At 67.2% G+C, this 18740-nt stretch carries 21 protein-coding genes; 13 read left to right on the top strand and 8 right to left on the bottom strand.

The genetic code is table 11. The features are described 5' to 3' along the window. Positions 1-18: 18 nt before the first annotated feature. Positions 19-495 carry a TspO/MBR family protein gene (locus ADBZ5N_RS05340; protein WP_526256445.1) on the top strand — a complete coding sequence of 159 codons (477 nt, stop codon included), beginning with the start codon at positions 19-21 and terminating at the stop codon, positions 493-495. Positions 496-560: 65 nt separating this feature from the next. Continuing rightward, positions 561-1205, top strand: a complete 645-nt coding sequence (locus ADBZ5N_RS05335) for a DUF5642 family protein (protein ID WP_526256461.1) — start codon at positions 561-563, stop codon at positions 1203-1205. Positions 1206-1230: 25 nt separating this feature from the next. Here ADBZ5N_RS05335 and ADBZ5N_RS05330 read toward each other — a convergent pair whose 3' ends face one another. Beyond that, positions 1231-1839, bottom strand: a complete 609-nt coding sequence (locus tag ADBZ5N_RS05330) for an alpha-ketoglutarate-dependent dioxygenase AlkB (protein WP_526256444.1) — start codon at positions 1837-1839, stop codon at positions 1231-1233. Between the two features lie 224 nt (positions 1840-2063). Here ADBZ5N_RS05330 and arcA point away from each other — a divergent pair, with 224 nt between their 5' ends. After that, positions 2064-3272 carry an arginine deiminase gene (arcA, locus tag ADBZ5N_RS05325; protein ID WP_526256443.1) on the top strand — a complete coding sequence of 403 codons (1209 nt, stop codon included), beginning with the start codon at positions 2064-2066 and terminating at the stop codon, positions 3270-3272. 20 nt (positions 3273-3292) lie between these two features. On the opposite strand, the gene ADBZ5N_RS05320 is transcribed toward arcA, so the two are convergent. The 3 genes from ADBZ5N_RS05320 to ADBZ5N_RS05310 form a co-directional block, all read right to left on the bottom strand. Then, positions 3293-4018, bottom strand: coding sequence for a hypothetical protein (locus tag ADBZ5N_RS05320; RefSeq protein ID WP_526256442.1), 726 nt, complete (start codon positions 4016-4018; stop codon positions 3293-3295). A 150-nt stretch (positions 4019-4168) separates the two neighbouring features. Continuing rightward, complete coding sequence (locus ADBZ5N_RS05315) at positions 4169-4492, bottom strand: hypothetical protein (RefSeq protein ID WP_526256441.1); 324 nt, start codon at positions 4490-4492, stop codon at positions 4169-4171. Positions 4493-4603: 111 nt separating this feature from the next. Continuing rightward, complete coding sequence (locus tag ADBZ5N_RS05310; protein WP_526256440.1) at positions 4604-6154, bottom strand: dolichyl-phosphate-mannose--protein mannosyltransferase; 1551 nt, start codon at positions 6152-6154, stop codon at positions 4604-4606. A gap of 23 nt (positions 6155-6177) precedes the next feature. On the opposite strand from ADBZ5N_RS05310, the gene rsmI reads away from it, so the two are divergent. Further along, positions 6178-7209, top strand: a complete 1032-nt coding sequence (rsmI, locus tag ADBZ5N_RS05305; RefSeq protein WP_526256439.1) for a 16S rRNA (cytidine(1402)-2'-O)-methyltransferase — start codon at positions 6178-6180, stop codon at positions 7207-7209. On the opposite strand, the gene ADBZ5N_RS05300 is transcribed toward rsmI, so the two are convergent. Beyond that, positions 7128-8411 carry an aminodeoxychorismate synthase component I gene (locus ADBZ5N_RS05300; RefSeq protein WP_526256460.1) on the bottom strand — a complete coding sequence of 428 codons (1284 nt, stop codon included), beginning with the start codon at positions 8409-8411 and terminating at the stop codon, positions 7128-7130. The genes rsmI and ADBZ5N_RS05300 overlap by 82 nt on opposite strands. Positions 8412-8547: 136 nt before the next feature. Between ADBZ5N_RS05300 and ADBZ5N_RS05295 the strand changes: the two genes are divergently transcribed. Beyond that, positions 8548-9183: a YoaK family protein gene (locus ADBZ5N_RS05295; RefSeq protein ID WP_526256459.1), complete on the top strand. Its 636-nt coding sequence runs from the start codon at positions 8548-8550 to the stop codon at positions 9181-9183. 32 nt (positions 9184-9215) lie between these two features. On the opposite strand, the gene metG is transcribed toward ADBZ5N_RS05295, so the two are convergent. After that, positions 9216-10745 (bottom strand): methionine--tRNA ligase, encoded by a 1530-nt coding sequence (metG, locus tag ADBZ5N_RS05290; protein ID WP_526256438.1) that lies wholly within the window; start codon positions 10743-10745, stop codon positions 9216-9218. Positions 10746-10789: 44 nt separating this feature from the next. On the opposite strand from metG, the gene ADBZ5N_RS05285 reads away from it, so the two are divergent. The 4 genes from ADBZ5N_RS05285 (at position 10790) to ADBZ5N_RS05270 (ending at position 15784) form a co-directional block, all read left to right on the top strand. Continuing rightward, on the top strand, positions 10790-11653 hold the full coding sequence (locus ADBZ5N_RS05285; protein WP_526256437.1) for a TatD family hydrolase: 864 nt from the start codon (positions 10790-10792) through the stop codon (positions 11651-11653). A gap of 414 nt (positions 11654-12067) precedes the next feature. Continuing rightward, positions 12068-12970, top strand: a complete 903-nt coding sequence (gene rsmA / locus ADBZ5N_RS05280) for a 16S rRNA (adenine(1518)-N(6)/adenine(1519)-N(6))-dimethyltransferase RsmA (protein ID WP_526256436.1) — start codon at positions 12068-12070, stop codon at positions 12968-12970. Positions 12971-13000: 30 nt separating this feature from the next. Beyond that, the gene (locus ADBZ5N_RS05275; protein ID WP_526256435.1) at positions 13001-13957 is read left to right on the top strand and encodes a 4-(cytidine 5'-diphospho)-2-C-methyl-D-erythritol kinase; all 957 of its coding nucleotides are present in this window, start codon (positions 13001-13003) and stop codon (positions 13955-13957) included. Between the two features lie 192 nt (positions 13958-14149). Beyond that, positions 14150-15784, top strand: a complete 1635-nt coding sequence (locus ADBZ5N_RS05270; protein ID WP_526256434.1) for a fatty acyl-AMP ligase — start codon at positions 14150-14152, stop codon at positions 15782-15784. Positions 15785-15808: 24 nt separating this feature from the next. On the opposite strand, the gene ADBZ5N_RS05265 is transcribed toward ADBZ5N_RS05270, so the two are convergent. Continuing rightward, the gene (locus tag ADBZ5N_RS05265) at positions 15809-16423 is read right to left on the bottom strand and encodes a DUF305 domain-containing protein (RefSeq protein WP_526256433.1); all 615 of its coding nucleotides are present in this window, start codon (positions 16421-16423) and stop codon (positions 15809-15811) included. A 202-nt stretch (positions 16424-16625) separates the two neighbouring features. On the opposite strand from ADBZ5N_RS05265, the gene ADBZ5N_RS05260 reads away from it, so the two are divergent. From ADBZ5N_RS05260 to ADBZ5N_RS05245, 4 genes are read left to right on the top strand one after another with little or no spacing between them, the layout of a single operon-like run. After that, positions 16626-17081, top strand: coding sequence for a hypothetical protein (locus tag ADBZ5N_RS05260; RefSeq protein WP_526256432.1), 456 nt, complete (start codon positions 16626-16628; stop codon positions 17079-17081). Between the two features lie 55 nt (positions 17082-17136). Then, on the top strand, positions 17137-17361 hold the full coding sequence (locus ADBZ5N_RS05255) for a hypothetical protein (RefSeq protein WP_526256431.1): 225 nt from the start codon (positions 17137-17139) through the stop codon (positions 17359-17361). A gap of 20 nt (positions 17362-17381) precedes the next feature. After that, entirely contained in the window at positions 17382-17840 is a 459-nt protein-coding gene (locus tag ADBZ5N_RS05250; protein WP_526256430.1) for a DUF4189 domain-containing protein, read from the top strand. 55 nt (positions 17841-17895) lie between these two features. Then, positions 17896-18114, top strand: a complete 219-nt coding sequence (locus ADBZ5N_RS05245; protein WP_526256429.1) for a hypothetical protein — start codon at positions 17896-17898, stop codon at positions 18112-18114. 35 nt (positions 18115-18149) lie between these two features. Here the strand turns inward: ADBZ5N_RS05245 and pth are convergent, their stop codons facing one another. Beyond that, positions 18150-18740, bottom strand: coding sequence for an aminoacyl-tRNA hydrolase (gene pth / locus ADBZ5N_RS05240; protein ID WP_526256428.1), 591 nt, complete (start codon positions 18738-18740; stop codon positions 18150-18152).

The raw sequence follows: 18740 nt of genomic DNA, 5'->3' as shown, positions 1-18740 counted from the left end.
AGCCGGTAGGTTGGCGTTATGCGAACGGCACTGATCGGAACCGGATTGGCCACGGCGGCGGCCGCCGTCTCCGGCAGCCTGGCCAGTCGGCGGGGTGTCCAGGGCTGGTACACCACGATCCGAAAGCCGGGCTACGTACCGCCAAATGCGGTTTTCCCGATCGCCTGGACAACCCTCTACGTCGATATCGCCGCCTCGTCGGCGGCGGCGATCGAGCGCTTCCGGGCCGAGGGTGACCACGCCAAGGCCCGCGGTTACATCGCGGCCCTCGGCGCCAACCTTGTGCTCAACGCCGGCTGGAGTTGGGTGTTTTTCGGCCGCCGCACGCTCGGCCCAGCTGCCGTCGCGGCCGCGGCACTGGCGGTCAGCAGCGCTGATCTAGCCCGCCGAGCCGGCGACGCCGACGTCAAACTCGGTGCGGCGCTCGCTCCCTACCCGCTGTGGTGCACATTTGCCACGGTGATGTCGACCGACATCTGGCGGCTCAACCGCTGAGCCGTGCCCGGCGGTCTGCTTGCCACGGCTGTGGCTGCCTTGCGGGTACATTGACGCCGGTGTTGATGCATAAGGCAGCCGCGCTGCTGGGCTGCACCGCCTCCATCGTCGGCTGCACAACTTCCGGGCCGACCGCCGATATCGGTAGGATCACCGCAGTGAAGTCCAGCTTCGGCCCGCAGTTCTCGGTCACCGAAGTCCCGCCGACGGGTATCGACCCGAAGTTCCTCACCGGCCAGAAAATGCCCGACGGGCTCAAGTTCGAGCCTCCCGGGTGCAAGCAGTTCGCCTCCGGTCAGCTGGTACCCACCGGCACCGAAGGCAATATGGCGGCGGTCTCAGCCGAGGGTGAGGGCAACCGTTTCATCGTCATCGCCGTGCAGACCAACGAACCGGTCCCGGTCGCCGAACCGGGCGCCGAGTGCCGCAAAGTCGGATTCGACGGCGGCGCGGTGCGCGGAACGGTCGAGGCCGTCGAGGTACCCGAGATCGAGGGCACCACAACCATCGGGGTGCACCGGGTGGTGCAGACAGTGGTCGACGGCAAGCCGCGCAGCGGTGAGGTGTTCAACTACTCCGCGCACTTCGGTGACTACCAGGTTATCGTCGCGGCGAATCCGCTCGTCCTGCCGAACAAGCCAATCGCGCCGGTGAACACCCAGCGCGCCCGGGATCTGCTGATCGCCGGCGTCAACGCCATCCGTCAGTAGTTCTTGCGTCAGAGCAGGTTTCTGCTCAGCGCACCCCGCGTGGGCGGAACTGCACACTGATCCGGGGGCCTGCCGCCGCGCTGCTCTTGGGCACCGCGTGCTCCCAGGTGCGCTGGCAGGACCCGCCCATCACCAGCAGATCGCCGTGCGATTGCGGCAATCGCAGCGAGCCGCCGCCGCCCCGGGGGCGCATCGTGAACATTCTGGTGGCGCCCAAGCTGACGACAGCCACCATGGTGTCCTCGGTTTTGCTGCGGCCGTCGGTGTCGCCATGCCAGGCGACACTGTCCGCGCCGTCGCGGTAGAGGCAGAAACCTGCGGTGGTGAACGGCTCACCCAGTTCCCCGCCATAGATGTCGTTGAGGCGCCGTCGCAGCCGGGTCACCGCGGGATGCGGTGGCGGTTCGGTGGTCAGGTCGCAGAAGCTCTCCAGGCGCGGCACGTCGAGCACCCGGTCATACATCCGGCGGCGCTCCGTGCGCCAGGACACCATCGCGAGGAGGTCCTCGAACAGCGTGTCGGCACGGATGGTTCCGTCATCCACCCATCCCGACCGCATCTCGATCCAGGCCCCTGAACCCAGGTCGCGGCGTTCGCAATGGTCGAACAATGAGCCCTGAACTGTCATGGACACGGATGCCAGGATATCGCACATCTGTTCGATCCGAATCGGGAGCCGGGCGCGGGGTTGTCCGGCCGGCAGTCAGCACGGCCAGTGCGTTGAAAGTCTGCGGTGCTGTCATCGCCGCAGAGTGCCGTCAGGCTGCCTCGGCGCGGCGGGGCCGCTGCCGGCCTCCCTGTAGCGCAATCGTTGGAGCAGGCGGGGTTTGGCCGCTGCGGAAGATTACTGTCTAGAGCGTGTCCGGTCTTGGCGTCGACTCCGAAGTCGGCTTGCTGCGCGCGGTCATCCTGCACCGGCCCGGCGCGGAGTTGAAGCGGTTGACCCCCCGCAACAACGACGCCCTGCTTTTCGACGGGCTGCCCTGGGTGGCCCGCGCCCAGGAGGAGCACGACGCTTTCGCCGCACTGCTGCGTTCTCGGGGAGTGGAGGTGCTACTGCTGGCCGAGTTGCTCACCGAGGCGCTGGCCAGCGGCGCGGCCCGGATGCAGGGCATTGCCGCAGCGGTGGACGGCAGACGGCTGGGTCCCCATCTGGCGCAGGAACTTTCAGCGTATCTGCGCAGTCTGCAGCCCTTGGACTTGGGTTATGTACTGATGGCCGGAATGACGTTCACCGAACTGCCGTTCGACGCGCACGGCGACACCTCTCTGGTGCGCCGGATGCATCAGGGGGGCGACTTCGTCATCGAACCACTGCCCAATCTGATGTTCACCCGCGATTCGTCATTTTGGATCGGCGATCGTTTCGCCATCACCTCGCTGGCCTTGCCGGCGCGAATGCGGGAGACCTCGCTGACCGACCTCATCTACGCCCACCATCCGCGTTTCCTTGGCGTCCGGCGGGCCTATGAATCCCACACCGCCCCGGTCGAGGGTGGCGACGTCTTGCTGCTGTCCCCCGGGGTGGTTGCCGTCGGGGTGGGGGAGCGCACCACCTCGGCAGGGGTAGAAGCGTTGGCCCGCAGCCTGTTCGACGACGACCTGGCGCACACCGTGCTTGCCGTGCCGATCGCTCAGGAGCGGGCGACCATGCACCTGGACACGGTGTGCACCATGGTCGACACCGACGCGGTGGTGATGTACCCGGCGGTCCGGCATTCGCTGTCGGCGTTCACCATCACCCGCGGAAAGCCAGGGGTGCGGATCGCCGACGAGCAACCCTTCCTGACAGCCGCCGCCGCGGCGATGGGTATCGGGCAGTTGCGGGTCATCGACACCGGCCTGGATCCGGTGACCGCCGAACGTGAGCAGTGGGACGACGGCAACAACACCCTGGCCCTGGCGCCCGGGGTGGTGGTGGCCTACGAACGAAACACTGAGACCAACGCCCGACTGGCCGATGCCGGTATCGAGGTGCTGCCCATTGCGGCGGCCGAACTGGGCACCGGCCGGGGCGGACCTCGGTGTATGTCGTGCCCGGCGGCGCGGGACCGGCTGCCGAACTAGGTCGGACTGAAAACCCAGCGTCAGCCCTTCGGCGGCCTGCCGCGCATCGCGTTCACCCGACGGCGCCAGTAGACGCCGCAGGCCAGCGCGGTCACAGTGGTGGCGAGATACCCCCCGGCCAGGGCCAGCGCTGGTGCGCCGTGGCCGGTGAGGGTGGCCACGAGGTGTCCCAGGCAGGCGAGGCTGCCGACCAGCGCAATGAGCATCAGCGGAATGACCGCCCCGGAATTGGCCCCGTCGCGAAGCCGCCAACCCCCGAACACCGCGGCCCACAACAGCGCCGTCGCCGACACGAAGTAGGTGATGAAGTAGAGCCGCAACCAACCGTCGAGATCTACGGCGTAGAGATAATTGGCAGGCATGGTCGAGGTGCGCGGACTGACCAACGCGCACAGCAGCATCACCGACCCGGCGAGGGCCACCACCGGCGCGATCCATGTCCTCATGAAGCGGCCGATCTCGGCATCGGGTAGCAGTCGGACGTAGAAGCTTTTCAGCCCCACCGCCGTTCCGGCCAGGTAGCTGATGTTGCCCAGAACCGGAAGCAGGTAGTACTTGCCGGTCAACGGGTAGGACGCCGACGCCACGGCCGGCCACGCCGACTCCAAGGCGGAACCCAGCCCGTACAACGCGACGCCGACGGTGATTGCACCATCCCATCGGGAGCCGAAACTGTGCCGCCGAACCCACAGCGCCCATCCGGCGGCTGTCACTGCCAGCACATTGGCGAGCTGCAAAGCGGTCATGATGTTGTCTCGAACACAACCACAGTTTTTACCCCGATGCGGCTGTGCGAAGAGCTAACTGCGCCAACCTCTCAGATGAAGATGACGGTGCCGACGGTGCCGTTCCCATCCAGCGGCAACCACCGGCGACGAACCCGAGTGGACGAACCCTTACAGCGGGGGCGCATCCGGCCTGCGCTGGAACCGCCGGGTTCGCGATTTGTCCGCCGAGTGGGATCTCGCCCGGTACCCGCTCACCGCCTCGGGGGTGACCAAGCCGCAGTGCACCAACAGTTCGACGGGGTTGATGTCCATTTCGGCGGCCAGTCGCAGCAGGTTGTCGGCGCTGAGCAAGCGGCCCTCGTCGCGTTGCTCGTAGTAGGTGGACCGCCCCACGTTCAGCGCGGCGATGATCTCGCCGATGCGCACCCGGCGCCCTGTCAGTGCGCCGAGCACCTCGGCGAGGTCGATCGAATCGGGCTGGACCGGAAGCACGATCCCAGTTTAGCCCCATCGCGAATCCGGGCGCATATCCGCTCTATCGAACATCATCTGCCTGCCGGCCCGAGTTTGCTGAGACTCAGATATCGCGGGCCGGTCCGAGGCTCAGCGCCAGCTCGGCAGCCACATCTGCATGTTCCACGTCGACTGGGAGACCGGGATTCCGGTGAGCACCGGGAACAGCCACGCGAAGTTGGTGATCGCCAGCGCCAGATACATGCTGACCACAAGGATGCCTAAGGTGCGGCGCTCGGAACTTCGGGTCGGTTTGAACGCGATGTCTCCCAGGATCAGCGCGATCGCCATCATTAGGAACGGGGCCATCGGCACGGCGTAGAAAAAGTACATCTGCCGATCCATGTTGGCCATCCACGGTAGCCAGCCCGCCCCGTAGCCGACCAATACGACCGCGTAGCGCCAGTCGCGTCGCACGAACGCCCGCCACAGCGCGTATCCGATGACCGGTACCGCCACAAACCACATCACCGGTGTGCCGACCAGCAACACCGCCTTGACGCAGGACGATGCACCGCAGCCCGGGACGTCCTGGTTGTCGATGGCGTAGAGCACCGGCCGCAGCGACATGGGCCAGGTCCACGGCTTGGATTCCCAGGGGTGGTGATTGCCCGCCGAATTGGTCAGGGAGGAATGGAAGTGGAATGCCTTGGAGGTGTAATGCCACAGCGACCGGATGGCATCCGGTGGCTGCCACCACTGGCGCTCCCCGATCGATTGACCCACCTCGTGCCGGTTGACCGCGGTCTCCGAGGCGAACCACGGCGCATAGGCCAGCAGATAGAGGCCAAACGGGATCAGGCCCAACACGTAGGCCGCCGGTCCGGCATCACGGCGCAGCGTCCCCGCCCAAGGCCGCGGCACCCGATAGGCCCGCCGGGCAGCCACGTCCATCGCCAGCGTCATCAGCCCGAAAAAGGCGATGTAGTACAGCCCCGACCATTTCGTCGCGAAGGCAAACCCCAACAGCACCCCGGCCCCGAATCGCCACCACCGCACGCCGAGCCTTGGGCCCCAGGGCGTCTCGGCGATGCGGCCCTGGAGAAACGCGATGTGCATCCGCGCGCGGACCTCGTCGCGGTCGACCATCAACGCCCCGAACGCGCCGACGGCGAACACCGTCATGAAAATGTCCAGCAGCGCGGTGCGTGACGCCACAAAGCTGACCCCGTCGGCCACGATCAGCAGGCCCGCCATGGCACCCACCGCGGTGGACCGGCTGATCCGCCGGGCGATCCGCGTCACCAGCACCGCCAGGATCACGCCGAACACCGCGGCGGTCAGCCGCCAGCCCAGACCGGTGTAGCCGAAGATCGCCTCGCCTGCAGCGATCAGCTGCTTGCCCAGCGGCGGGTGCACCACCAGGCCGAAACCCGGGTTGTCCTCCACGCCGTAGTTGTGCAGTAACTGCCAGGCCTGCGGGGCGTAGTGCTTTTCGTCGAAAATGGGCGTGCCGGCGTCGGTCGGCGAGCCGAGGTTCATGAACCTTGTCAGCGCAGCCAACGCGCCCACCACCGCCGTCGCGGCCCAGCCCCGCAGCCTGTCGGTGGGGCCGAAATCGGCCACCGGGATCAGGGGTCCGGGGCCGACGACCGGCACGCGGCGCTGCGGCGCCTCGAGGTCGTCAGCGGTGATGGTCACCCGGTGAATCGTAGGCTGTGGGGGTGTCGACCGGCGGGCAGGAGCGCAGCGACTCGGGATCGGGTACCGGCGGGCAGGAGCGCAGCGACTCGGGATCGGGTACCGGCGGGCAGGAGCGCAGCGACTCGGGATCGGGTACCGGCGGGCAGGAGCGCAGCGACTCGGGGTCAAGCCCTGGCCGTCTACTTCTCGGGGCCACTCCACTCGGCCAGCCGGCCGACGCGTCACGGCGCCTGATCGACGCCTTCAGCGACGCCGACGTCGTCGCCGCCGAGGACACCCGCCGGGTGCGGGCCCTGGCCAGGTCGCTGGAGGTGACGATCCGTGGGCGGGTGGTCAGCCTGTTCGACCAGAACGAGGCCACTCGGGTGCCGGCACTGGTGGCCGACATCGCCGCCGGGGCCACGGTGCTGGTTGTCAGCGACGCCGGGATGCCCCTGATCAACGACCCCGGCTACCGGTTGGTGGCGGCCTGCATCGAGGGTGGTCTGACCGTTTCCTGTCTGCCCGGCCCATCGGCGGTGACCACCGCACTGGCGGTATCCGGGCTGCCGTCGGACCGGTTTTGTTTCGAGGGATTCGCTCCGCGCAAGAAGTCGGCGCGGCGCAGTTGGCTGGCGGAACTGGCCGTTGAACCCCGGACCGCGGTGTTCTTCGAGTCACCGCGGCGGCTCGCCGACTGCCTGACCGACGCGGTCGAACAACTCGGGCCGCAACGGCGTGCCGCGGTGTGCCGGGAATTGACCAAAACCCATGAGGAGATCCGCCGCGGCACCTTGGCGGAGTTGGCGGGCTGGGCGGTCGAGGGGGTTCTCGGTGAAATCACCGTGGTGCTGGCCGGGGTGATTCCAGTGGCCGACCTGGAGTCATTGCTAGCCGAGGTGACCGCTCTGGTCGACGGTGGGATGCGGGTCAAGGACGCCTGCGCGACGGTCGTCGAGGCGCATCGAGGCGCCCCGTCGCGGCGCGAACTCTACGACGCGGTGCTCCGTGCGCGCCCAGGCGGGCGTGATTGCGGCGACTCGGGAGACGGGGCTGACCAGGAATCGCGGTGAACGATAGCCGCGGCTTTGTCCAGACATTCCTGCCATTCGGCGTCCGGATCGGAGTCTGCTGTGATGCCGCCGCCCACCCCGAGCACCGCCCGGGACTCCGCGTCGAACTCCACCGTGCGGATCGCCACGTTCAATTCGCAACCGGCCACCGGTGAGGCAAACCCGACGGTGCCGCAGTAGACACCGCGTCGTCGCGGCTCCCACTGCGAAAGCAGTTGCCGAGCGCGGGTTTTCGGGGTGCCGGTGACCGATGCCGGCGGAAAGGTCGCGGCAAGCAGTTCGGCAGCCGGCACCTGCTCGGGCACCCGCGCCGACACCGTCGACACCAGATGCCACACACCCGGCGCCGGGCGGACGGCCAGCAGTTCGGGAACCGTCACCGAACCGGTGCGGGCCACCCGGCCCAGGTCATTGCGCACCAGGTCGACGATCATGATGTTCTCGGCGACGTCCTTGGCTGAGGCGCGTAAGCGCTGCGGGTCGGCCTGCAGCGGCAGGGTGCCTTTGATCGGGCCGGAACGGACCTCTTCGCCGGCCCGGCTGAGGAACAACTCCGGGGACAGGGATGCCACTGCACCCCAGTGGCCGGCCAGGAAGGCGGCCCGCGCCGGGGTGGTGCGGGCCACCGCGTCGGCGAAGAAATGCAGCGGCGAACCGCTGACGGTGCCGGTGAAGTGGGTGCAGACACAGGCCTGGTACACCTCCCCGGCGCGGATGGCCTCAAGGCAGGACAGCACCGCGCCGCGGTGCAGGTCGGCGTTCGGCGCCTGCCAGACGATCTCACAACCGCCCTGCCCGCCGGAGGAGTCCAAAGCGACGGTGATCCAGTCGGGAATGGATGCGCCGGTGAGGGTTTCGTACCACCACACGCCGTCGCCATCCAGCCGCAGCACACAGTCGGTCCACCCGCCGGCGGCATCGGGGATCCGCGGCGGTGCACCGTCCGCCCCGGCGTCCGGGTAGGACAGGTAACCCATCCACCCGCCGCCGACGGCGTCGCTGCGGTCGCCGGGAGGCACCGCGAAAACCGATTCGGGGGCCACCGGCTGGGCGTGCAGCGTCGGGGCGATCACCGCCGCCGAGTCGAACCACTCACCGACCAGAGCGGCCGGGGGATCCAGTCCGGCGGCGCGGGCACCCGCATCGACCTTTCGCAGCACCTCGGCGGCCGAACCCAGGGCCCCCAGCCGCTCGACGCGCATCGTCATAGCTTGCCCTCCCCGTGAGAGCAGAGGCAAAGTGTCCCGACGGACTGGTCAGCCACCACGGCGCGGCCATACTGGGACCGTGCCAGGACCGTCGCCCGTTTCCTACCGGCATACCGTGATCGGCCTGCTGATGCTGACCTTCGTAACCGGTCTCATCGACGCGATCAGCGTGCTGGTCCTCGGGCATGTCTTTGTCGCCAACATGACGGGGAATGTCATTTTCCTCGGCTTCGTGTTCGTTCCGCATTCCGGCGTGGACCTCACCGCCGCTGCCGTGGCGTTCGCCTTCTTCGTCCTCGGCGCCATCATCGGCGGCCGGTTTGGCAGGCACCTTAACCACGATCTGGATTTGTGGATCACTGTTGCGCTGGGCGCCGAGCTACTCGCGCTGTCGACGTTAGCCGTGCTGGCCGGCACCGGTGTTCTCGGCTACCACGGAACCGGCAGGCTCATCCTGATCGCGGGACTGGCGATGGTGTTCGGCGCGCAGAACGTCATCGCGCGCCGGTTTGGGATCCCGGAGCTGAGCACCACCGTGATCACCGGCACGATTGCCGGCATCGGTTCAGACAGCCGACTGGCCGGGGGAAGAGGCGATCGCGAGAAGCTGCGCTGGGCGGCGGTGCTCACTTTGTGTGCCGGTGCGGTCGTCGGCGCGACACTCTCCAGATTCGTCGTCGCACCCGTGATCGGACTGGCCGCAGTCACAGTGGCCGCGGCGCTCGCGGTCTTCCGGTTCGGACCGAAACCCGCTGAGGTCGCCTGATCATTAGCTGGTCGTTGTTGAGCGGCGCGGTGCTAGGGGGCTTCATACCGGGGGAAAACCCCGGACGGCGCCGGCAGCGCGGTGCCGGGGCTTAGCCGGTTGGCCAGCGCGGCAAAGTCGCGCTGATCCTCGGGCTGGCCGAGCAAGTCGAGCAGCTTGGCCGCTGAGGCGGGCATCACCGGCTGCACCAGGACCGCAGCGATCCGGACTGCCTCCAGCGTGGTGTAGAGCACGGTGCGGAAGCGGACCTGGTCGGCGTCGGCCTCCGACTTGCGCAGCACCCACGGTTCCTGCGCTGAGAAGTAGCGATTGGCGGCGCCCAACATCAGCCAAACGGCCTCCAGGCCCTGATGCATGGCCTGCAAGTCGAATGCCTCACGCACCCGTCCCAGCAACCCGTCGGCCAGCGTCAACAATTCGGTGTCCTCGGCGCTGAACCCCCCCGGCTCAGGCACTGCGCTGCCGAGATTCTTGTTGACCATCGACAGCGAGCGCTGCGCCAGGTTGCCCAACTCGTTGGCCAGATCGGTGTTGACCCGGCCGATGATGGCTTCCTCGCTGTAGCTGCCGTCCTGGCCGAACGGCACCTCGCGCAGCAGGAAGTACCGGACCGGGTCGACCCCGAAGGTCTCCACCAGTGCCACCGGGTCGACGACGTTGCCGACCGACTTGCTCATTTTCTCGCCCCGGTTGTAGAGGAACCCGTGCGCAAAAACTCTGCGCGGCAGAGGGATTCCCGCCGACATCAGGAATGCCGGCCAGTAGACGGCGTGGAAGCGAATGATGTCCTTGCCGATCATGTGCAAATCGGCGGGCCAATAGCGTTGGTAGAGAACACCATCGGTGTCCGGGTATCCCACTCCGGTCAGGTAGTTGGTCAGGGCGTCGACCCAGACGTACATCACGTGTTCCGGATCACCGGGAACCGGCACCCCCCAGTCGAACGAGGTGCGCGAAATCGACAGGTCGCGCAGACCGCCGGAGACGAAACTGACCACCTCGTTGCGCCGGACATCAGGGGCGATGAAATCCGGGTTGGCCGCGTAGTGCGCCAAGAGGCGTTCGGCGTAGGCCGACAGCCGGAAGAAGTAGGTCTGCTCCTCGGTCCAGGTCACCGGGGTACCGGTTTCAGCGGCCACCCGGGTGCCGTCGGTACCCACAGTGGTCTCGGCCTCGGTGAAGAAGCGCTCGTCGCGCACCGAGTACCAACCCGAGTAACTGTCGGAGTAGATGTCACCGTTGTCGGCCATCCGCTGCCAGATCGCCGTCGACGCCGCGTAGTGGTCGGGATCGGTGGTGCGGATGAACCGGTCGAAGGAGATGTTGAGCATCTCCTCCAACCGCTGGAATTGATCGGAGTTGCGGCGGGCGAAGTCCGGCGTCGGCAGCCCTTCGGCGGCGGCGGTCTGCGCCATCTTCAGGCCGTGCTCGTCGGTGCCGGTGAGGAACCGCACGTCGAAGCCGTCTAGTCGTTTGAACCGGGCTATCGCGTCGGTCGCGATGTATTCGTAGGCGTGCCCGACATGCGGTGCGCCATTGGGGTAGGCGTTGGCGGTGGTCACTTAGAAGGGCTCGCTCATATTGCCCCTCACCTTATTGTGTTGCGGTGAGCAAGCGACCGGACCGTCAGCCTCCACCGGCCCCGGAACCGTTGGCACCGCTGATCGACGCCCACACCCACCTTGACGTCTGCGGTGCCCGCACCCCGGACGATGTCCGTGCCATCGCCGACCGCGCCGAGGCCGTCGGTGTGCAGGCGATGGTGACCATCGCCGACGACCTCGCCTCGGCCCGCTGGGCGGCGCGCGCCAGCGAATGGGACGCCCGGGTCTACGCCGCGGTGGCACTGCACCCCACCCGCGCCAATGCGTTGGCCGGCCGGCAGGGCGAGGCCGCCCGCGCCGAGATCGAACGGTTGGCCTGCGCGCCGCGCGTCGTGGCAGTCGGCGAGACGGGGATCGACCTGTACTGGCCGGGCAAACTGGACGGCTGCGCAGAACTCGGCGTGCAGCGCGAGGCGTTCGCCTGGCATATCGATCTGGCCAAGCGCACCGGCAAGCCCCTGATGATTCACAACCGTGACGCCGACACCGAGGTACTCGACGTGCTGCGCGCCGAAGGCGCTCCGGACACCGTCATCTTGCACTGCTTTTCCTCTGGTCCACAGATGGCCCGGACCTGCGTGGAGGCCGGCTGGATCCTGAGCCTGTCCGGGACCGTCAGCTTCCGCAACGCCCATGAGCTGCGGGCCGCCGCGCCGCTTATCCCGCCCGGTCAGTTGCTGGTCGAGACCGATGCGCCGTTTCTGACCCCGCACCCCTTTCGCGGCGCCCCCAACGAGCCGTACTGCCTGCCCTACACCGTTCGGGCGCTGGCCCAACTCGTGGGCCGTCCCGCGGAGGAACTGGCTGAGGAATCAGCCCGAACCGCCGAGCGGATCTACCAGATGGAACCCAAGCAAATAGACTGAAAGTCTTCTAAGAGGTGTGCCTTCGTTGTCCGGACACTCGCCGGATGGCTACGAACGACCCCCTCGTCAGTGGGCGTCAGTGGGCGTCAGTGGGCGTCAGTGGGCGTCAGTGGGCGTCAGTGGGCGACGTGGAGCGCGCGATTCGACGGACGGGTGTTCTAAGCTGACCGGGCTGGGGGTGACTTGTCCTGGCTCACCCGGTGAGCCGTCCGACGCTTTTGCTGTCCTGCGCGCAACGGGGAAGGTGCGGTCGGCCGAGACCCGCCGGTCGGTCCAGCCCTGACCGAAGACACGGGAGAGAACCACTGGTCTGCGCTACGCTGAACGATATCCGGAGACCAGGATCATGCAGAAAGCGATCAACCAAAGAGAGTCGGGCCGGGGGGCACATCTCGTTTGCGGAAGAAGGACATCATGACAATCCGGCTACTCACCCGAACCGAGATCCGAAACATCGCCCGCGAACTGGAATTCCGTCCGCGCAAGGCCTTCGGTCAGAACTTCGTCCACGACGCCAATACGCTGCGCCGGATCGTGTCCTCCTCGGGTATCAACAAGAACGACCATGTGCTCGAGGTCGGCCCGGGTATGGGTTCGCTGACCCTGGCACTACTTGATCGCGGCGCCACCGTGACCGCCGTGGAGATCGACCCCGTGCTTGCCGGGCGACTGCCCAGGACGATCGCCGAACATTCGCACAGTGAAATACACCGGCTCACCGTGCTCAACCAGGACGTCCTGACACTGCGCCCGGACGAGGTCGCCAGCCCGCCGACCGCCGTCGTGGCCAACCTGCCGTACAACATCGCCGTGCCGGCGTTGCTGCATCTGTTCTGCGAGTTCCCGTCAATTCGCACCGCCACGGTGATGGTGCAGGCCGAGGTCGCCGAGCGCCTTGCCGCCGAACCAGGCGGCAAGGAGTACGGCGTGCCCAGCGTCAAGATTCGATTCTTCGGCAACGTGCGCCGCTACGGCATGGTCTCGCCCACCGTGTTCTGGCCCATCCCGCGGGTCTACTCCGGCCTGGTGCGCGTCGACCGCCACGAGACCGCCCCCTGGCCGCAGGATGAGGTGTTCCGCCGGCAGGTCTTCGAACTCATCGACATCGCCTTCGCCCAGCGGCGCAAGACGGTACGCAACGCCTTCCTGGAGTGGGCCGGAACCGGCAACGAGTCAGCCCAGCGGTTACTGTCGGCCAGTATTGACCCGGCCCGTCGTGGTGAGACTCTGACGGTTGCCGACTTCGTGCGCCTGCTGCAGCGTTCCGGAACGGCCAAGACGTCCTCACCGGCCGACGAACCGGCCGACCTGCGCTGACGGTCGCCGGAAACCGATACCCTTCCAGGCGTGCCAACTAACGGCAGCGCCGCTGCGGAATGGGTGCCGACCGGGTCGGTGACCGTCCGGGTGCCTGGCAAGGTCAACCTGTTCCTCGGCGTCGGCGACCGTCGCCCCGATGGCTACCACGAAGTGACCACCGTCTTCCACGCCGTCTCGTTGTCCGATGACGTGACCGTCCGTACCGCCGACGTGCTCTCGTTGAACGTGGTCGGCGAGGGGGCCGATGAGGTTCCCGTCGACGAACGCAACCTGGCCTGGCGGGCCGCCGAACTGATGGCCGACCACGTCGGACGTTCCCCGGATGTCGAAATCACCATCGCGAAGTCGATCCCGGTGGCCGGCGGAATGGCCGGCGGCAGCGCCGACGCGGCCGCCGTACTGGTCGCCATCAACTCGCTGTGGGAACTCGGCGTCCCGCGCCGGGATCTGCACGCCATGGCCGCCGAACTCGGCAGCGATGTTCCCTTCGCCCTGCACGGCGGGACGGCGCTGGGTACCGGCCGCGGTGAGGACCTGGCGACGGTGTTGGCCCGCAATACGTTCCACTGGGTGTTGGCCTTCGGCATCAGCGGCTTGTCCACCGCGGCGGTCTATGCCGAGATCGACCGGTTACGGGACGCCGGCGTGCCGCCCCGACTCGACGACCCCGAACCGCTGCTGACCGCTCTGTCCGCCGGCGACCCGCTCGCCTTGGCCCCGTTGCTGGGCAACGACCTGCAGCCCGCCGCCGTGAGCCTACGGCCGGAATTGCGTCGCACCCTGCGAGCCGGTAGCGAGGCGGGTGCGCTCGCCGGCCTGGTGTCGGGTTCCGGCCCAACGTGTGCCTTCCTGTGCGCTTCGGCGCGGGCCGCCCTCGACGTCGGCGCGGAACTGGCTGGCGCCGGCGTGTGCCGGACTGTGCGGGTGGCCAGCGGCCCGGTGCACGGGGCCCGGGTGGTGCCGACGTCGACCTCAGGCGCGTGACACGCCGACCAATCTTGCGGCGGGAGTTGGCCAGGATCTTAAGGGAAGTTTAAGATCAACGACAGTGACAGCGAAACGCTCCTCATACTTACGGGCGCGCCGCCTAGGAGGCCAGCGGCGCCGGACGGAGCATGGAGAGACGTTGTCGCCCGCTTTGATGCCAGGGCCGCGCCGGACGCCGAGGAGGTCGCCGTGAGCCGCTTCACCGACAAGATGTTCCACAACGCCTTGACCAGCGACAGAGGCATGGTCACCGGTGAGCCGCAGGAACCTGTCCGGCACACCTGGGGGGAGGTTCATGAACGAGCCCGGTGCATAGCCGGCGGTCTGGCCGCCGCCGGGGTTGGGCCCGGTGACGCGGTTGGCGTACTAGCCGGTGCGCCGGTGGAGATCGCACCGACCGCCCAGGCGCTGTGGATGCGCGGAGCCAGCATCACCATGCTGCACCAACCCACTCCCCGCACCGATCTGGTGCATTGGGCGGAGGACACCACCAACGTCATCGACATGATCGAGGCCAAGGTCGTCGTCATTTCCGAACCATTCCTGCCTGCCGCCCCGGTGCTGACTGAGCGCGGCGTGACGGTTCTGACCGTCGCCGATCTGCTGACTTCCGACCCCACCGATCCTGTCGAGACCGGTGAGGACGACGTCGCCCTGATGCAGCTGACCTCAGGTTCGACCGGCTCCCCGAAGGCCGTCGTCATCACCCACCGCAACATTTACTCCAACGCTGAAGCCATGTTCATCGGCGCTCAGTACGACGTCGAGAAGGACGTCATGGTCAGTTGGCTGCCCTGCTTCCACGACATGGGCATGGTCGGCTTTTTGACCATCCCGATGTACTTCGGGGCCGAATTGGTCAAGGTCACCCCGTTGGACTTCCTGCGAGACACGCTGCTGTGGGCCAAGCTGATCGACAAGTACCGCGGCACCATGACTGCCGCGCCTAACTTCGCCTATGCGTTGTTCGCCAAACGGCTTCGGCGCCAAGCTAAACCGGGTGAATTTGACCTCTCCACTCTGCGGTTCGCGCTGTCCGGTGCCGAGCCGGTGGAACCGGCCGACGTAGAGGATCTGCTGGATGCCGGCAAGCCCTTCGGGCTGAGCCCGACTGCCATTCTGCCGGCCTACGGGATGGCCGAGACCACCCTGGCGGTGTCGTTCTCCGAATGCGACGCGGGGCTGGTGGTCGACGAGGTTGACGCCGACCTGCTGGCCGCGCTGCGTCGCGCCGTACCGGCGACCAAGGGCAACACCCGTCGGCTTGCCACTCTGGGCCCGCTACTGCAGGATCTCGAGGCCCGCATCGTTGACGAGGACGGCACTGTGCTGCCGACCCGCGGGGTCGGAATCATCGAACTGCGCGGCGAGTCGCTGACCCCCGGCTACATCACCATGGGCGGCTTCGTCCCGGCGCAGGACGAGAACGGCTGGTATGACACCGGCGACCTCGGCTACCTCACCGAGGAGGGACACGTCGTGGTCTGCGGCCGGGTCAAGGACGTCATCATCATGGCTGGCCGCAACATCTACCCGACCGACATCGAGCGGGCGGCCGGGCGGGTGGAGGGTGTGCGCCCCGGCTGCGCTGTGGCGGTGCGTCTGGACGCCGGCCACTCCCGGGAGACTTTTGCGGTGGCGGTGGAGTCCAACGCGTGGGAAGACCCGGCCGAGGTGCGGCGCATCGAGAAGCAGGTGGCTCACGAGGTGTTCGCCGAAGTCGACGCACGGCCGCGCAACGTGGTTGTGCTGGGGCCGGGCACCATTCCGAAGACCCCCTCAGGCAAGCTGCGCCGCTCCACCTCGCTGACACTGGTCACCTAAGCAGCGCGCGCAGTGCGTTCACGCTCACAGCGTAGCGAGGATGGTGTTCATCTCGCCGATCTCCAGCTGCTGGGAGGCGACGATCGAGCGGCACAGCGTGATCTCGTCGGGGAATTCACCGTTGGCAATTTCGTTCTGCGCCATGGTGATAGCGCCTTCATGGTGCGGGATCATCAGATTGAGATAGAGCCGGGAGGCGTCGACACCCGCAGCGGCGCGCAACGCCGCCATTTCCGACTCGGACGCCATCCCGCCCATGCCCATCATCCCCATGCCGCCCATGCCGCCCATGCCGGGGCCGCCCGCGCCGGGGCTTCCCGGCATCATCGGACCGCCGCCCGGACCCATGCCCGGCATACCGCCAGGCATCATGCCCCCGCCGCTCATGCCCCAACTGTTCAACCAGCCCTGCATCGCGACGATCTCCGGAGCCTGCGCCGCCTTGATCCGGGTGGCCAGGTCCACCACCCGAGGGTCGATGTTCGGTTTGGCCAACACGATGTCACTCATGTCGATGGCCTGCTGATGATGCGGAACCATGTGCATGGCGAACATCACGTCGGCGTGGTTATGGACACTCCCTATCTGCGGATCGGCTGCAGCGTCTGACCATCCCGCCACCCACAGCGCCGCCATCATTGCGGCAATCAACACCACTGTTCTGCGCACGCCGACCCCCTTGTGATCGGCAGGGTGATACCCGTGGAGTCCGGCTTTCAAACGTGGATCTGTAGTTGGCCCACCCGACACGGCAGCGATAAGACCGATCGCGCTGTCGCTGCGCGAATTGGAATGCCGGTCTAGTACAGTTTCCCCCGAGTCAAGTCAGGGAGAGGACGGGATGGCCAAAACTCGTTTGGTTACCGCGATTGCAGCAGGTGTGCTCCTCGGGGGCATCTCGACGGGCATCGCGTGGGCGGGCGGTCCGGGTGGTGCTGTTGAGGACCCGGAGGACATTTTCGCTGCTGTGGGTACCGGCACCTTCGAGGATTTCTCGGACGGCCCCGGCGGTTTGAGCGGTGAGGCGGGTTTCACCGCCACCGGTGACACCGCTGAGGAGGCTTCCGCGGCGGTTATCGCGCAGTGCCAGGCGGCCGGCGGTGTGGACTGCACCGCGGATGAGGTGACCAACGACAACCTGTGCATCGTGTCGGTCGGTTCGGGTATTGCCGGGGTGGTGGCCGGTGGCGCTGGCGTGACCGTGGAGGCGGCCCGCCTGGATGCGATCAACAAGGCGGCGGCGAATAACACGCCGATGAGCGCCGATGCCGTGGTCATCATTTCGGCCTGCCCCTAAGCCGGGTGCGCTGATGTCAAGTTCCGCAGTCACATCCCGGAAGGGGAAACTCATCATGAACGGTCGCACCGCGACGGCAGTGCTGGTGGCGGGTTTGGTTGTGGCGGCTGGGGTTTCGGCGCCCACCGCCGGTGCGCGGCCGACCTGCCAGCAGACCGACTTCAAGAGCATCTGTCAGACCAATGGCAGTGTTTCGATCAAGGCCCGGCCGGGCACCGTCGCTCCGCCCGCCAACATCCCGGTGTTCCCATGGATCGGCGGACCGGGCCGTCGTCGCTGAACGCGCTCAGAAAGGCTGATATGTGGAATCCCCGTAAGGCATGGGCAGCGCTAGCGGCGGCCCTGATCGCCGGCAGTATCTCGACGGGCATCGCGTGGGCGGGCGGTCCGGGTGGTGCTGTTGAGGATCCGGAGGACATTTTCGCTGCGGTGGGTACTGGTACTTTCGAGGATTTCTCGGATGGCCCCAATGGCCTGAGCGGTGAGGCGGGTTTCACCGCCACCGGTGACACCGCTGAGGAGGCCTCGGCCGCGGTGATCGCGCAGTGTCAGGCTGCCGGTGGTGTGGATTGCACCGCGGATGAGGTGACCAACGACAATCTCTGCATCGTGTCGGTGGGTTCGAGTACCGCTGGGGTGGTGGCCGGTGGCGCCGGGGTGACCGTGGATGCGGCCCGCCAGGATGCGATCAACAAGGCGGCAGCTAACAACACGCCTCTGGGCGCGGATGCCGTGGTCATCATTTCGGCCTGCCCTTAAGTCGGGTGAGCTGATGTCAAGTTCTGCAGCTACCTCCCGGAAGGGGAAACTCATCATGAACGGTCGCGCCGCGACGGCAGTGCTGGCGGGTTTGGTTGTGGCGGCGGGGGTATCAGCACCCACCGCCGGTGCCCGGCCGACCTGCCAGAACACCGACTTCAAGAGTGTCTGCCAGACCAACGGCAGTGTGTCGATCAAGGCCCGGCCCGGCACCGTTGCCCCGCCCGCCAACCTCCCGGTGTTCCCATGGCTGGGCATGCCGGGCGCCCGCTGAGTGCCGTCCGGAACCCTCACCGGCCACTGACGGCATTACCAGGCGTGAACGTGGTTCTGCGCGGGTTCTAAGCCGGCCTGGATGAGCAGTTCGGTTGCATCGGCGGCCAGCTCGCACAGCGTGGGCACCTCGGTGCGTTCGGTGGCGTTGAACGTCTCAAGCACAAATGCCGCTGGGTCCTTGCGGCCCGGCGGGCGACCGATGCCGATACGTACCCGCTGAAACTCCTTGCTGCCCAGCGCATTGGCCACGGAGCGCAATCCGTTGTGGCCGCCCTCGCCGCCGCCGAGTTTCAGCCGGACCTTCCCGAAGTCGATGTCGAGTTCGTCGTGGATGACGATGACGTCACCCGGCGGGATCGAATAGAACTTCGCCAGCGGCCCGACCTGCCGGCCGGACTCGTTCATGTAGCAGCGCGGCTTGGCCAGCACGACCGGCCGGCCGCCAAAGCGGCCGGTTGCAACCTCGGCCCCGGACTTCTTGTGCACCTTGAACGGCGTAGCGATTCGCGCGGCCAGCAGGTCGGCCACCATGAACCCAACGTTGTGCCGGGTCTTGGCGTACTGCGGTCCCGGATTGCCCAGGCCGACGACCAGCAGCGTTGTCCCGGATGGGGACTCGGCCAT

It is taken from the genome of Mycobacterium sp. (assembly GCF_044370595.1).
Taxonomy (GTDB): domain Bacteria; phylum Actinomycetota; class Actinomycetes; order Mycobacteriales; family Mycobacteriaceae; genus Mycobacterium.
The sequence above is the reverse complement of the archived record's forward strand: the minus strand, read 5'-3'. Positions and strand labels throughout refer to the sequence as shown.